A 13,396-nucleotide genomic window follows, 5' to 3' on the forward strand; every position below is an offset into this window, starting at 1 on the left:
ATGGCAGGAAAAAATAAAGAATATGCAGACAAGTATGCGGAGTACGCCATGGAGCAGATGCGCCGGTATGGCATCCCCGCTTCGGTAACACTTGCACAAGGGATCCTTGAGAGTTCCAACGGACAGAGTGAACTGGCCCGCAAGGAAAACAATCATTTCGGCATCAAGGCCACACAGTCATGGATTGCGGAAGGCGGCCGGTACAGCCTGTATTCGGATGACAAGCCGAACGAGAAATTCTGCAGCTATGATAACGTAGGAGACTCCTATGAACACCATTCGAGGTTCCTTAAGGAGAACAGCCGCTACGCGGAATGTTTCAATCTCCGTCCCGATGACTACAAAGGATGGACGGAAGGTATAGCCAAAGCTGGTTACGCGACCGGGGGCAACTATGCCGGGACTCTGCAGAAGATCATCGAGCAGAACGGCCTGGACAAATACGACCGTCAGGTCATGCAGGAAATGGCCGCGCAGGGCAAGCAGTTCGGTCTGGAAAGCAATCCTCTCCAGGAGAAAGAAAAGGCAGAAGCCTATTCGTTTCCGGTGGAACGCAAGGAGTTCCTCTTTGTCACTTCCGCTTTCGGAATGCGTCAGGACCCGATGGACAAAGAAAAGCAGCAGATGCACAAGGGGCTTGACATACGATGCAAAGGCGATGCGGTGCTGGCCACGGAAAACGGCGGAAAGGTCGTTTCGGTAAACGGCAATGCCAACTCTGCCGGAGGCAAGAGTGTAACCGTTGAATACAGCCGCCCGGATGGAAGCAAGGTGCAGTGTACCTATATGCACCTTGGCGATATCGCAGTCAAGGCGGGAGACAGTGTCAAGGCAGGACAACGCCTTGGAACCTCGGGCAACACGGGGACACGGACCACGGGAGAGCACCTGCATTTCGGGGTGGTGAACATCCATTCGGACGGGACGCGCCGTGACATCGACCCGGCTGCATATCTGGCCGAGATTGCGCAGAAAGGCAATATCAAGCAGCAGGTGCTGTACAACGGCAATGACCTGCTCGCGAAATACCGTAGTACGGAAGAACCCAAAATCGAGAAACCTCTTTCTACCGAAGACTGGATGAAAAAGCTGCTGTCCTCGGAGGACAGTGGCGTCGGCATGTCCGGATGCAATGACCCTGTCATGGAGATGGCCATGACGGCCTTTACCTCACTGATGGTGCTGGCCGTTCAGATTGACAGTAAGAACGAGGAAGAGCAGAAAGCCGCCGTTTCGGGGGCCATGGATAGCGGAAAGATCGACTTGAAACCACTGCTGCCTGACATGAAAAGCTGTAGTCTGACCATGAAAGAGAACGGGAAAGCCGTCCTTCAGGCGGATAACGGCGAACAGCATATATCGCGCGAGTTGAGTTCCGCAGAATTGAGCCGGCTGTCGGCCGTGCTGAACAACAGTAGCCTTACGGATGAAGCCAAGCGGATGCGCGTGACGGGATTGCTGAATACTGCCATCCTTTCGGAAATGGCTTCACAGAATTTCGAACAGGGCATGTCCGAGCAGCGAGGACAAACGGAAAATCTGAAAAGATGAAGCATGGCGATATGATAAAATGCGTGATGATACAGCTATGCAAGTATCTGGCAGGATTATCCTACCTGGCTTTGTATGTCCTGTCCTGCTACAAACTGTTTGGCTTGACGGCAACATTCCTTATCGTGGAAGTGCAGCTGCTCGTTGCCGGATGGCTTGTCTGGGCAATGATCCGTGCGCCCGATTAGAATATGCTCTCAGACCTTCAACATCAATATAACCAGCATTTGCCGGATGATATGTACCATTCTAAAAACAAAACGAGTTATGATTAAATGTAATGTTACTGTATGCGGTATTATCAACCGCGATGCTACTACACGCACAAACAAGGAGGGAAAACCGTTTTTTACGTTCCCTCTCCAGATAATGGTTCCTGCAACTGACGGTCAGGGAAAGCCTGTCGAGATCGATGTGAGCAAAGATGGCGGTCAGGAGGAAGCCTCCTGCTACAGGAAAGGCTCACGTGTCGAGATTGACGGTACGATGTACCTGAAGCACAGGGGCGACAGGACCTATTTCAACCTTTTCGCAAACGAGATCCGCGATGTGGCTGCCGATGCGGCCAATACTCTCAAAGGAGAGATGGTTTTCTGTGGAAAGGTCGGAAAGAACATCGAGGAAAAGAAGGACAAGAAAGACCAGTCCTACACGATGTTCTCGGCATTCAGCACGGAGAAAGTCGCTGACGGCTTTGAGTACCAATGGGTACGTTTCTTCTGCTTCAACAGGCAGCGTGAAGAATGGCTCCAGCCTGGTGTGAAGATCGATGCCAAGGGCGAGATGGGCCTGACTGTCCATAACGGTAAGCCTAATGTATCCTGCCGTGTAGAGGAACTTACACAATGTGTCGCAGATTCGTCTAACTCCAATCAGTAACGGTTATGGCAGGCTACAGGAGACAAAATACAGAAGGGCCGAACAGCGAAGACAAGGCTCTCGACCTCTTTGCGGAAATGATGATTGAAAAGCTGGAGAATATCAGCAAGGACTGGAAGAAGCCCTGGTTCACCGAGGGCAGCCTTCAGTGGCCACGCAATCTGTCCGGACGCGAATACAATGGTATGAATGCGCTCATGCTCATGCTGCACTGCGAAAAGGAAGGATACACTATTCCGAGATTCTGCACATTTGATTGCGTGCAGAGACTGAACAAACCGGGCAAGAACGGCGAGGAACTGCCAAGGGTATCGGTACTGAAAGGCGAGAAATCGTTTCCCGTCATGCTGACCACATTTACCTGCATCCACAAGGAGACCAAGGAGAAGATCAAGTATGACGATTACAAAAACTTGTCCGAGGACGAAAAGAAAGAGTATAACGTGTATCCCAAGATGCAGGTATTCCGCGTGTTCAACGTCGCCCAGACGAATCTGAAAGAGGCTCGTCCTGAACTGTGGGAGAAGCTGGAAAAGGAAAACGGCCGTCCATTCGTTCATGAAGGTGAAATGTTCAGCTTCGAACCGGTGGAGAGGTTGATACGCGACAATCTATGGATATGTCCCATCAACGTGAAACATCAGGATGATGCCTTTTATTCGATTAGCAAGAATGAAATCACCGTACCGGAGAAGGTGCAGTTCAAGGACGGGGAAGCATTCTACGGAACACTGTTCCATGAGATGGGACATTCGACTGGTGCGGAAGGTGTGCTAAACCGTTTTCAACCGACCTCTTTCGGTTCAAAGGAGTATAGCGATGAAGAACTTGTGGCCGAATTGTGCGGTGCATTGATCTCCCAACGCTACGGAATGGCCAAACATATAAAAGAGGACAGTTGTCCGTATCTGAAATCGTGGTTGGATAACCTGAAGGAGTCACCCCAGTACATTAAGACTGTGCTTATGGACGTGAAGAAGGCATCATCCATGATCACGCAGAAAATAGACCAGATAGCCAGGGATATAGAAAGGGAAAAGACCGAAAATCAGGAACGGACGGAAACCCCGAAGGAAAAGGTATATTATGCTTCTGTAGCCTATCTGCAAATGGCGGATGATACCAACCGGCTTGACGCACTGAAAGACAAAGGGGACTACAACGGGCTGCTCATTCTTGCGAAAGAGTATTACGACGGGAACGGAATGGATGAACAGTACACCTATGCCTCTCCTTTGCAGAACCGTGGCGATGACCTGCTGATTGAAGACCAGCATTTCGCTGTCGTGTATAACGGTAGTGTAGGAGGAACTTATGACGTGATGCTGAAATACACCGAACAGGAAGTACGAGACCATATCCGAAGATATGGAGTTGACAGGGCCAGCGAGGATGTGAAGGCATTGGCGAGGGAAATGGCTGCGGAACAGTTTGCGGAAATGACGCGGCACAAGATGCCGGTCTTCGAAATGCCGAACGGTGACGTGCTGCATGTCAATTACAACAGGGACAGGGACTCGCTGGATGTGGGGACGATGACCAACGCGGGCATGACCGTGAAGCATCATTACCCTTATGACCACAACATGACACTGGATGCCAATCTCCAGGGCGTGAATGAGCAACTGAACGACCTGGAAGAATACAGGGAGGAACAGCAGGAGGCCGAATATAGCGGTGGAATGCGACGATGAAGGAAAAGGATTTGGGGCTGGTGTGAATGCCAGCCCCTTGTCATTGTTCGCTATGTCGGAAATATTCTTTCCAGTTTTCTTCATCTACTGTCAATTTTCCCATTTCCCAATCATATTCCACTTCCGGCATGTTGGAGTAAGGGAAATGCACGGTGTAGCCGATTTGGCCATAGGAACAGTGCAATGGTGTAACGCAAATCTCCTGACCGAAATAAGTCTGAGGCGTACAGTATCTCCGCCAGTTAAAACGTCCGGCAGCTATATTACGGCAAAGCAATTTAAGAACCGTTGTGCTTTTCCTGCCTTGAAAATCTTTTCTGCAAGTCTTCATGTTACTATTTTACTTATTTACTATTTTACTATTTTACTACTTTACTAAAATACTAATGTGCTACTTCGTAGTATATTTCAGGGGCACTTGACACATTGTAAATATAACCGCCACAACGCACAAGCAGGGCGTCCCGTCCATAATAGGTTTTTTTCATTCCACTGATGCTTCCTGACTTGTGAAAATTGGGGAAACTGCTGATGCCAACTTTTTTTGCATCCTGACTATGGAGTGTTTTTGTCTTCATTGTAATACTTTCAATTGCTGTACTTCATTAAATGAGTTGGGTGAAACCACCCGCATGGTAGCGGGTGGCTATACGACATATACCGTCAGAAGTGATAATCAATGACGCCTCCGACATAGAGCAAAGTGCCGGGTTCAAGAGAGCTGACAAACAGCATGAACTCAAAGGATGGCTCGGCAAATGACTGGCATCCGTCTCCATTCAGATAAAAATGATAGCCGGTATCCAGCGGATTATCTATTGCCTGCTTGAGGTAATATGTAGAACTCCACTCAAACATATTTTCGACAGTAATGGCGTCCGCTTTCTTCCGGATTTCTGCAACATACTTCTCTTTCCATTGTTCCATGCCATCACCTGTATAACGTATCGTGTCTTCCGATACAAGTTCGAACATTCCTTTCGGCAGGATGGAATTGACTAAATTGGTTATCTCTTCCTTGCGCTCTTCATCGCTGATGTCGGCACAATAATCGTAAAAACTGTTGTCGCCCTGATTGAGGGTGTCTTCGTTCAGATAGTTTTCCTTGTCTATCTGTGTTGTTGAAATTTGAAAAACTCTGCTGTGCATAATTCTGAATTTTAAGTTGTTGTTTTTATTTCCCTTTTCTTGAGCCTTTAGACTCGCCGAAAGGTTGATTTTTACGTGCGAGAATCACGGCGGAAATAAGAATGGGAACAAGGAACAGAGGATGAATTTTTATGAAATACCGCAATCTGTGATTCCGGAAAGTTTCGGAAAAATTCGACGATGTAGCATCAGCGGTACTTGGGAAGCCATTCATCCGCCGTACATTTGCTGAGTAAAAAACAAGATGACGCGAGTTTGGGCCAATAGAAAAAACCAACGGTTATAGGTGATAAAAAAGTAGTGGTTATGTAAAAGGAGGGAAATATAAAAGGCGGCATGGATGGCCAGGAATTTCGGCCGCACGAATACAACAAGGATTATATGCCAGTATCGGCAAATTTTTAGTTATGGATACAAATAAAATGGTGAATGATCCGCCGTTATATGGAAACTCTTGAAAAAATGAGGTGGTAACGAAAGCAACTGGTCTGGATGAACGGCAGCTTGCTGGAGCAATTGGTTGGTTGGCTCGTGAGGACAAGATCATTTTTAATGCTCCTCATGACGGAAAACTGGCTAATCTGAGCTTGATGTTGAATCTTTATATTGGATAAAGATTAGTTAATAAAAAAGAAGCCCCCGGCACTGCCGAAGGCTTCTTTTTTCACTTTTCAATAACCGCAGATACAACTGTTATACTTCGGTTATCTCCCGTTTCGGGCGGAATTTTTCCCGCCCGACAGTTTACTGTTTCTTCAATGTTGGCAATGCTCCGGTGAGTTCGTACTGCCACTCTGAACCTGCACTCTGCAAGGCGTCGTTCATGGCATCCTTGGCTCCTGACCAGTTGCTGTCCGTCACCATCGTGGTTCCGCCGGTGCCTACCTGGTCTTCACCGATGCCTTGTTCCTGACCGTTGCCTCCCCAGTAGCAGGCGGTGATGATACCGCCATACGGCATGAGGCCCTTGTAGTTCCGTCCCGCCACGCCGCCTGTGGCTCCGTCCGAGCCTTTGACAGTCCCTTTGGCATGGTAGCAGGCAGTCAGGGTGCCTAAATCGTTGCTTCCCGTTACGCCGCCTGTATAGACGGTGCCGCTTCCGCTACCGGTCACGCTGCCCCAGGCATAGCAGGCTTTGAGGGTGCAGGATGAGCCGTTGCTTCCCACCACACCGCCGGCAAAATAGGTGTCTGTACCGTCATTTTCAACGGTCACGTCGCCTGTAGCGTAGCAGCCGGTCAGGGAGGCACCACTATTCGTTACACCTGCCATGCCGCCTGCCCGCTGCGTTCCCTTCACTGTGGCCGAGGAGCTGCATCCAGTGATGGAACCGCCCACTTGGTAGCCCACCACACCGCCTACGTCGCTAATGCCGCTGACGCTGACGCTACCCGACACCGAGCAGTATTCAATGTTGCCATAGCTATATCCTGCCACGCCGCCGACGCTGCCCAAACTGTTATCGCTTGTTATCTGTACGCCCTCCAGCACCACGTTCTTCACCGTGCCGCCGGAGCCGATCCTTCCGAACAGACCCGCATATTGGTCACTTCCCGTCACGGTCAGCCCCGTGATGGTCTTGCCGTTGCCGTCAAAGATGCCGGTGTATGCGTTATTGTAGTTTGTGCCTATCGGCGTCCACTCCATATCTGTGAGATTGATGTTTTCAGTCAAAGTAATGTTGATACCGAGATTACCGTTGTTGGCTATGTCTGCCACAGCCTTCAATCCCTCGGCAGTAGTCACGATGTAGTTGCCCTGTCCGTCGTCGGTATATCCCTTGTCCTTATCCAGCGTGATGTCATAGAACTTGCCCGCCTCGGGAGTGATGGCAGCGGAGAGGTTGCGCTCCTCGGTGCCGTTTGCCCGCAGTTTCGTGATTTCGTAGCCGGGCACCACGTTCGCCTCCCAGCAGGTGATGGCGTTGCCGTTTTCGGTATATTCGCATTTCATCATCTCTATCCAGTCTTCTTGCGAGCCTTGCACTACCTCACCTTTTTCATAAGTACACCGTGTGTAGGTATAGAGCTGGAGGGAGGTTACTTCGTCGAGTGCATCGCCGATGGGCGTGACGCGCACCTTGGCCAGCTGGTGGGTGAAGGTCAGCGTGACGGGTGTCTGGTAGTCTCCCGTGCCCGAGCCGCTCAGCAGATAGGCAAGACTTTGGCTTTGGTCGCCGAGGTCGAGGGTGCCGTCCGTGGCGGGGTACCAGGCGCTGACGGTGCGATTGGGTGTCGTGTTCGTCCAGTAGAGGGGTGCGTCGGAGGTGGCTGTGCCGTCGTCCTGCACGGTGTAGGTGGCAGTCTCTGTGCCGTCGTCTATCTGCACGGCGAACGGGTCGCCCGCGTCGAACACGCTGCCCGTGCCGTCCACGGTCTCGCTGACGCGCGTCTGCGGTGCGCCCCAGGGCTGCGCCTCGCCGCCCTCCACGCCGAGGGTGATGCGGGCTATCTCCAGCGGGTATTGTCCTTCGGGCAGACGGTCGCCGTCCGCCAGTTCGTCCTTCGTGCAGGCAGTCGTGGCAAGTAGCAGTGCGGCTGCAGCAAGAAGCAGATGGATGGAATGTCTTTTCTTCATATCGGGTTGTCTTTTATTTGTTTTCGTTTTGTGCTGCCGCCGCCTGCGAAGACGGCCGTCGCACCATAGTGTCTATGGGCAGCTCCGGCTTGACGCTTGCGCCGGGGCAGCGGTATGTAGGGCTTACAACTCTGCACTTGCATCGTTCGAATCTCCGGATTCCCACGGGTTAATTGTGGGGTCGCTCACCTCGATGTCCTTATTGTTGAGCGTTATGTTGTAGGTGTATGCATAGCCTGCTGTGTAGAAATTGGCTGTGGGTGTAGCAGGCAGTTTCAGTTGGGCGTTGTAGCTCTGTCCGTTGTAAGACACTTTAAGGTTAAGAGAGGAGTTCACTTCCTGTGGGAGAATGATGACTTGCGAAGTGGTGGCACCGCCCAGCTGCATGGTAATCGGCGATTCGGCGGCTGCGGTTACAGCAGTTGTTCCGGTAGCCGTGTCGAATGTGCCTTCGTGCTTCAGCCCCTCCAACGTGTAGCCGGCAGGTTCCGTTTCGTTGAAACTGAGACCATCGCCTGCCTTGAAGGTGAACTTGATGAGACTCATGCAGTGGTGGAACGTATGGTCGCCGGTGAAGCTCACCGTCGGGTTGTGGGTGTTGCCCGTGGCTCCCGAGGCAAAGAGGAAGTCGATGCCCGTGCCCTGCTTGTCGGCTGCGGTGCTGACGGTCACCGTTCCGCCGTCAGACTGATACGGATAGTAGGCATGGAAGGTATGCGTTTCGGTGTCATTGAAATAGATGGTCGTACCGTCGGTCACGAACTTACCGTTCTCTCTCTTGTAGGGCACGTTGGTGAAGCCTGCGCCGGTGACGCCGATGCGGTCGCCGTCGGTCCAGTCGGTTCCTTCCGAATTGACGCGGGTAGCGGGCGTAATGTCGGCGATAAACTGGGCGGCTACCGGGCCGTCATTCAGGTTCTCGTTGTCGTTGTTACAGGCGGCAAGTGTCAATGCCAGCGCTGCGAAAGCAAAAAATCTTGTCTTCATTATATTTATAGTCTTTAATTGTTAAATTGCATAGTTACCGTTACATTTCCGCACTGGCATCACCACCTTCTACCGTTTCCCAGCCGGTAATTTCGCCCTTGCCTTCTTCCATGCCGACGGGGGTTTCCAGTGTTCCGGTCACACGGTAGGCGGTGGTCATATCGCCGTTAAAGTCCGCAAGGGCTTCCGTCAGGTCGACTTCCGTGCGCTGTGTGCGTCCGCCATCGGTAAAGACGATGTCCAGCACCAGCGTCTGCACGGCTCCCATGGTTCCTAACAGGCGGGCGTCGGCCGTGAGCTTGCTGCCGTCACGGGTGAAGGAGAAGACCGTGGAGGTCGGTTCGCCGATGGTCTGTCCCTTCTCCATGTCAAAAACTCCTGCTATGCCGCTGAGGGTAGCGGTCACGCTCTGTATCAGTTCGGGGCGTCCCTGCGTCACTTCCAGTTCCAGTTGCAGGTCACGTACACGCTGCTGCGGAACAGGGTTGACACGCAGCGTGTCGTCAGCTGTTACGGTTATCTCCTGACTGACGGTCTTCAGATAGCCCGGCAGGGGGATTACGGATGCACCGTCCGCACGGCTCTTGCCATCAGGGGCATTGACCCGTGCCATTCGTCCGTCGAAAGTGAAACCTTCCGCACGGTTATAGATTACCATACTGTGTGTTCCCGGATTGAGCAGGTCGGGATTGGTGAATGGCGAACCTGTAATGTCGGCCATCTTCCCGTCCATATCGAGTACATAGTTATCGTCTGCCGACAGTCCCGTCAGGCTGATGGTGACAGCTCCCTTGTCGGGGTGCGGCGTGTCATAAAGCGTGTCCTTCACGCAGGAAGAGAGCAGCACGGCGGCTGCCATTCCCATCATATTTATATATTGTCTTGCTTTCATATTCAATTCCTCCGAGTTAGAATAACTTCCATACCAATGTCACACCGGCATTGATGGGGCCCCACCAGTCCTTTGTCTCGTTGCCGCGGCGTACTCGCACACCGTCGATGACTTCATATTTCTCATAGTCGGCATTCAGGTAGCCCAGACCGAGGTTGAAATCAAGATCTAATGCCTTGTTCAGCCGCAGCTGGTAGCCGGCAGTGATGCCGCCACCCATCAGGTCGCCCTGCTTGCCCGTATCGGAGAGCTTGTAGTTGAACTGTCCGGCCTTGAACATAGCACCCAGATACCAGGCTTTCTTCTCGCCCATGTAGTAACGCACTTCCGGAGCCACTTCCCAGAGTGCATAGCGGCGGTCTTTGTCGCTCCAGCTCCATGAAGTCCACGAGCCGTTTACGGCAATGCCCCACGACGGACAGATGCGCCATTCAAGTCCTAAATCGGGTGTCAGGGTAGCCCAGCGCAGCAGGTTGGCACGCAGGGAGAGATGATAATCATTTGTGATTTTGGTTTCCGACGGCGTGTCGGCAAGTGTGTTTTGTTGAGCGGCTTTCTCAGCTTCTGCCTTTTCAGCGGCAAGTCGGGCTTCTTCCGCCTTGCGCTGCTCTTCGGCAAGCCGTTCCTGTTCGGCACGTTTTTCCGTAGCCAGACGCTCGGCTTCAGCTTTGCGCTGTGCCTCTGCTTCCACATCTGATACGGTTGTTTCTTCAGCCGGCACCGTCAGGCGCACGGTCACGAAATCGCCCTCTGCCGGATGGTTGCGGGTGATGAAACTTTCTTCCTTGATTCCCGCACGTGTAATCAATTCTGATTTCACACGGTTCGAGCGAATTTTGGCTATCGCGAGGTTTTCTTTTTCGCCATTCAAGGAATTGCAGTAGCCATCGACATAAAGCGGCAGCTTGCCGTCAAGAATGTCCGCCTTGTTGCTTTCAATGCACTCCAGCAGACGGGCAAGTTCCATGTCATTGCCGTTCCAGGGAACATAGAACATGTCCTTCTGCGGCACGAAGCGGAAGGTGTAGGTCGTGTCTGCTTTCTGCTGCGCCATTGCCGGAAGCAACAGCAGTGTCAACAGTGCGGTCGTAATCCATTTTTTCAATTCAGTCATATTTTTATCAGTTATATTATTTCATCCTCAAAATTATGCCGTCTCCAATACCGCAGATACCCTCTGCGCTCGTGCTCGTCACCTTTGATTGCAGGGTGAAAGCGGAACAGATAACGCAACACCGTGTTCACTGACAGCAGAACGGCAAAAACAATGGTACATATAGAGGGGTTCCACCATAAAGCCCCCTCGGACAAGACAGCAAGAGGCGGAAAAGCCAGCAGACCGAGGCTTTCGGGATACATTTCCTTTATTCCTATCGGGTCACTGTATTCATTGTCTCCACGAAGCCGGAATACCCGGATATAATCATATATGAGGAACAGACAACAGAGCAGACAGAAGACCATACTCACCCCACGATAAACAGGTAATGTCATCACATTTGTAAGGTAAAGGGCAAATGTGGTTGCAGCTGCCAGAAGAATCGTATATACCTTTCCATAGCTGAATGATGTAATCCTGTCGGCATAGCAGAAACCGTCGCCGTAGTCCTTCCTCCAGAAAAGCACCTGGCAGGAGGCATATGCAGGGTAAAGAACTGCAAGGGCGGCAAACCATCTCTCTGCCGGTACGTCGTCGGGCAGATCCGGAGTCAGGATGAAAAGCATCGCCAGTATCCCGATTACCATAACGGAAACGGAAAAAAGCAGATTGATGTTGCGTGCCGGATAGTCGTACTCATAAGGACGCTCAAGGTATCTGCAGTCGGGCTGCATCCACCAGGGCAGCCATGAAGTATTGCCGTAGCTCAGCCTGTACGGGAAGGATGTGATGCCCGCAGCAATCAGCGTGCAGGCGGCTATCAGGATATGGATTGTTTCTGTATTCATACATCATTCAGTTTGAAGGTGGATAAAAAGAGGACATACGAATACGGAAAAGGGCGGAAAACTCCTGAAAAAAGAGTTTCCGTCCTTGCGTATCTTTTTGAAAATAAGTAAATTAACGCGCGAGGAATGCCGGTCAGAATGTGTGTGTTTACACGAATTTCACACATTTCCAAATTTGCGACAGACTTTTTTAATACATCGTACAGATGTTTCTCGAAGCTGAAAATGGCCTTATGAAACAGTGATGGCACGGAAAAAATCTCCGCCTGACAAGGCGAAGCACCGTTTGAACAAGAAATATTTGTTATATACGGGTGGCATATATCTGTGCTTTTATCACCATTCATACATCATAGATAAGACATTTTTCAAATTACAATAGCGAAAATACAAATATTATTTCATTCGGCAATAAATTGATTGATATTATTTTGCAAAACTTTGTACACAATTCAAAAACCTTTCTTGCCATATGTGTACCATGAAGTTCGGAAGTTATTTATCACGAAGAAAAATATAATAGGCAGCATGGGATGGCCCGGCGATTCCAAGCACACAAAAATGATGGGAGTTATATGCCGGTTATCGTTTCAGCAAATCTGTTTTTCTGATGACGTTTCCAATTTTCGACAGCAATATGTTTGGAAGAATTTGCATAACAATATTCGCACAAATGAGGACAGGTGTTGTATTCTCCAATATCTTTAGACGTTGCACATCCGCATATTCTTCGCTGTCCAGTATCCTTGAACCGTTAGCATAGCGGTACTTGGCGACCGTCCGTCGCTGTACCTTCGCATATAAAATCTCTCCGACAAGAAAGTGCCGGCAGGTAGGAAATCATATATTTCTTACAAGAGGAATAACCTGGCCGAATATAAAGGGTATGCAGCTCCAGCGCAGTTTTGTAAAACAGGCGGTCTATAAAAGTATAGAAAAGACTCCCGAACAAATAATGCTCGGGAATCATTTGCTGATGTCGGATTGAATTAGTTTACTATTTGAAATTCATGCAGGTAGCAGAAGGCATCTTCGCTCTTGCTTTGCCAGCGTTCGTCAAGTGCCTTGACATCCTCTGCTGACTTTATCGGCTCTCCGCATTTTTCTTCAAGCCAAGCGAACGCATCTTCTTGGGTCTCGAAATATTCACTGAGATACTCTTCCTCTGGGGAACATGCGTCCAAGAAGAACCTGTCACTGAAATATGTACCAAATTCATCGTTTGTTTCATATACTTCCATGCCTGGCTCTTCCGCCTGAAAGTAATAGCGAAGATTGGGGAACGCTTCCCTCACAAGGTCAAATGTCTCACTGCATGGGGCCCACGCTGTTTCTGTGGAAAACTTCAATACATCACCGTCCATTTCAAGTCCGTTCCAAGAGCCACGGCAACGTACATCGTTCCAATCCTTACCCAAAGCATCCACGAGACATCCCAGCCAAGTAGTCCCAAATCCGTTTTCTACTGAAGGTGTCTTACGTTCTTCCAGTCCTTTCATCAACTCATACAGTTGCTTCACTTCTTTTGCGTCGCCATCTATCACATACGCAGTACTGCACCAATTCGGCATAATCGTAATAATTTAATTGTTGAACATTGTTTTTGTTTTCCCTCTTATCGAAGCTCTTCCGGCTTCTTGTAGGGGAATGATTTTTATGCAGGACAGACAGCGAGCATAGGACGAACAAGACAAGTAAACAGTGACAGGATAAAGCGGAA

The 13,396-nt window shown here is 50.3% G+C and carries 14 protein-coding genes and 1 pseudogene; 5 read left to right on the top strand and 10 right to left on the bottom strand.

The window, feature by feature from the left end:
- From KTG12_RS16830 to KTG12_RS16845, 4 genes are all read left to right on the top strand, one after another.
- Positions 1-1,551 carry a glucosaminidase domain-containing protein gene (locus KTG12_RS16830; protein WP_005807192.1) on the top strand — a complete coding sequence of 517 codons (1,551 nt, stop codon included), beginning with the start codon at positions 1-3 and terminating at the stop codon, positions 1,549-1,551.
- Complete coding sequence (locus KTG12_RS16835) at positions 1,548-1,739, top strand: hypothetical protein (RefSeq protein ID WP_005807193.1); 192 nt, start codon at positions 1,548-1,550, stop codon at positions 1,737-1,739. The genes KTG12_RS16830 and KTG12_RS16835 overlap by 4 nt, the downstream gene beginning before the upstream one ends.
- A gap of 79 nt (positions 1,740-1,818) precedes the next feature.
- Positions 1,819-2,430 carry a hypothetical protein gene (locus tag KTG12_RS16840; RefSeq protein ID WP_005807194.1) on the top strand — a complete coding sequence of 204 codons (612 nt, stop codon included), beginning with the start codon at positions 1,819-1,821 and terminating at the stop codon, positions 2,428-2,430.
- A 5-nt stretch (positions 2,431-2,435) separates the two neighbouring features.
- On the top strand, positions 2,436-4,124 hold the full coding sequence (locus KTG12_RS16845) for a zincin-like metallopeptidase domain-containing protein (RefSeq protein WP_005819475.1): 1,689 nt from the start codon (positions 2,436-2,438) through the stop codon (positions 4,122-4,124).
- 40 nt (positions 4,125-4,164) lie between these two features.
- Here the strand turns inward: KTG12_RS16845 and KTG12_RS16850 are convergent, their stop codons facing one another.
- The 3 genes from KTG12_RS16850 to KTG12_RS16855 form a co-directional block, all read right to left on the bottom strand.
- Positions 4,165-4,455 carry a hypothetical protein gene (locus KTG12_RS16850; protein ID WP_005807198.1) on the bottom strand — a complete coding sequence of 97 codons (291 nt, stop codon included), beginning with the start codon at positions 4,453-4,455 and terminating at the stop codon, positions 4,165-4,167.
- Between the two features lie 52 nt (positions 4,456-4,507).
- On the bottom strand, positions 4,508-4,702 hold the full coding sequence (locus KTG12_RS21835; RefSeq protein WP_005807199.1) for a hypothetical protein: 195 nt from the start codon (positions 4,700-4,702) through the stop codon (positions 4,508-4,510).
- 85 nt (positions 4,703-4,787) lie between these two features.
- Positions 4,788-5,273 (bottom strand): hypothetical protein, encoded by a 486-nt coding sequence (locus KTG12_RS16855; protein WP_005807200.1) that lies wholly within the window; start codon positions 5,271-5,273, stop codon positions 4,788-4,790.
- A 467-nt stretch (positions 5,274-5,740) separates the two neighbouring features.
- On the opposite strand from KTG12_RS16855, the gene KTG12_RS16860 reads away from it, so the two are divergent.
- On the top strand, positions 5,741-5,887 hold the full coding sequence (locus tag KTG12_RS16860) for a winged helix-turn-helix domain-containing protein (protein WP_085930924.1): 147 nt from the start codon (positions 5,741-5,743) through the stop codon (positions 5,885-5,887).
- Positions 5,888-6,017: 130 nt separating this feature from the next.
- Here the strand turns inward: KTG12_RS16860 and KTG12_RS16865 are convergent, their stop codons facing one another.
- The 7 genes and pseudogenes from KTG12_RS16865 to KTG12_RS16895 all read right to left on the bottom strand — a co-directional run bounded on the left by KTG12_RS16865 (position 6,018) and on the right by KTG12_RS16895 (position 13,247).
- Positions 6,018-7,850, bottom strand: a complete 1,833-nt coding sequence (locus KTG12_RS16865) for a GLUG motif-containing protein (protein ID WP_005807201.1) — start codon at positions 7,848-7,850, stop codon at positions 6,018-6,020.
- A 123-nt stretch (positions 7,851-7,973) separates the two neighbouring features.
- Positions 7,974-8,837 carry a fimbrillin family protein gene (locus KTG12_RS16870; protein WP_005807202.1) on the bottom strand — a complete coding sequence of 288 codons (864 nt, stop codon included), beginning with the start codon at positions 8,835-8,837 and terminating at the stop codon, positions 7,974-7,976.
- Between the two features lie 40 nt (positions 8,838-8,877).
- Positions 8,878-9,729: a hypothetical protein gene (locus tag KTG12_RS16875; protein ID WP_229110506.1), complete on the bottom strand. Its 852-nt coding sequence runs from the start codon at positions 9,727-9,729 to the stop codon at positions 8,878-8,880.
- Between the two features lie 16 nt (positions 9,730-9,745).
- Positions 9,746-10,843 carry a DUF3575 domain-containing protein gene (locus KTG12_RS16880; protein WP_005807204.1) on the bottom strand — a complete coding sequence of 366 codons (1,098 nt, stop codon included), beginning with the start codon at positions 10,841-10,843 and terminating at the stop codon, positions 9,746-9,748.
- Between the two features lie 11 nt (positions 10,844-10,854).
- Positions 10,855-11,676 (bottom strand): hypothetical protein, encoded by an 822-nt coding sequence (locus KTG12_RS16885; protein WP_005807205.1) that lies wholly within the window; start codon positions 11,674-11,676, stop codon positions 10,855-10,857.
- A 571-nt stretch (positions 11,677-12,247) separates the two neighbouring features.
- Positions 12,248-12,424, bottom strand: a pseudogene (locus KTG12_RS16890) (DUF1848 family protein); the annotation flags it as partial.
- Between the two features lie 241 nt (positions 12,425-12,665).
- Positions 12,666-13,247 (bottom strand): hypothetical protein, encoded by a 582-nt coding sequence (locus tag KTG12_RS16895; RefSeq protein WP_005807206.1) that lies wholly within the window; start codon positions 13,245-13,247, stop codon positions 12,666-12,668.
- Positions 13,248-13,396 lie beyond the last annotated feature (149 nt).

The organism is Parabacteroides sp. MSK.9.14 (genome assembly GCF_019041495.1).
GTDB classification, from domain to species: domain Bacteria; phylum Bacteroidota; class Bacteroidia; order Bacteroidales; family Tannerellaceae; genus Parabacteroides; species Parabacteroides merdae.

What these genes read in the sequence shown, in the direction of transcription:
- KTG12_RS16830 (WP_005807192.1), top strand. Translation starts at nt 1, where the DNA reads ATGGCAGGAAAAAATAAAGAATATGCAGACAAGTATGCGGAGTACGCC.
- KTG12_RS16835 (WP_005807193.1), top strand. Translation starts at nt 1,548, where the DNA reads ATGAAGCATGGCGATATGATAAAATGCGTGATGATACAGCTATGCAAG.
- KTG12_RS16840 (WP_005807194.1), top strand. Translation starts at nt 1,819, where the DNA reads ATGATTAAATGTAATGTTACTGTATGCGGTATTATCAACCGCGATGCT.
- KTG12_RS16845 (WP_005819475.1), top strand. Translation starts at nt 2,436, where the DNA reads ATGGCAGGCTACAGGAGACAAAATACAGAAGGGCCGAACAGCGAAGAC.
- KTG12_RS16850 (WP_005807198.1), bottom strand. Translation starts at nt 4,455, where the DNA reads ATGAAGACTTGCAGAAAAGATTTTCAAGGCAGGAAAAGCACAACGGTT.
- KTG12_RS21835 (WP_005807199.1), bottom strand. Translation starts at nt 4,702, where the DNA reads ATGAAGACAAAAACACTCCATAGTCAGGATGCAAAAAAAGTTGGCATC.
- KTG12_RS16855 (WP_005807200.1), bottom strand. Translation starts at nt 5,273, where the DNA reads ATGCACAGCAGAGTTTTTCAAATTTCAACAACACAGATAGACAAGGAA.
- KTG12_RS16865 (WP_005807201.1), bottom strand. Translation starts at nt 7,850, where the DNA reads ATGAAGAAAAGACATTCCATCCATCTGCTTCTTGCTGCAGCCGCACTG.
- KTG12_RS16870 (WP_005807202.1), bottom strand. Translation starts at nt 8,837, where the DNA reads ATGAAGACAAGATTTTTTGCTTTCGCAGCGCTGGCATTGACACTTGCC.
- KTG12_RS16875 (WP_229110506.1), bottom strand. Translation starts at nt 9,729, where the DNA reads ATGAAAGCAAGACAATATATAAATATGATGGGAATGGCAGCCGCCGTG.
- KTG12_RS16880 (WP_005807204.1), bottom strand. Translation starts at nt 10,843, where the DNA reads ATGACTGAATTGAAAAAATGGATTACGACCGCACTGTTGACACTGCTG.
- KTG12_RS16885 (WP_005807205.1), bottom strand. Translation starts at nt 11,676, where the DNA reads ATGAATACAGAAACAATCCATATCCTGATAGCCGCCTGCACGCTGATT.
- KTG12_RS16895 (WP_005807206.1), bottom strand. Translation starts at nt 13,247, where the DNA reads ATGCCGAATTGGTGCAGTACTGCGTATGTGATAGATGGCGACGCAAAA.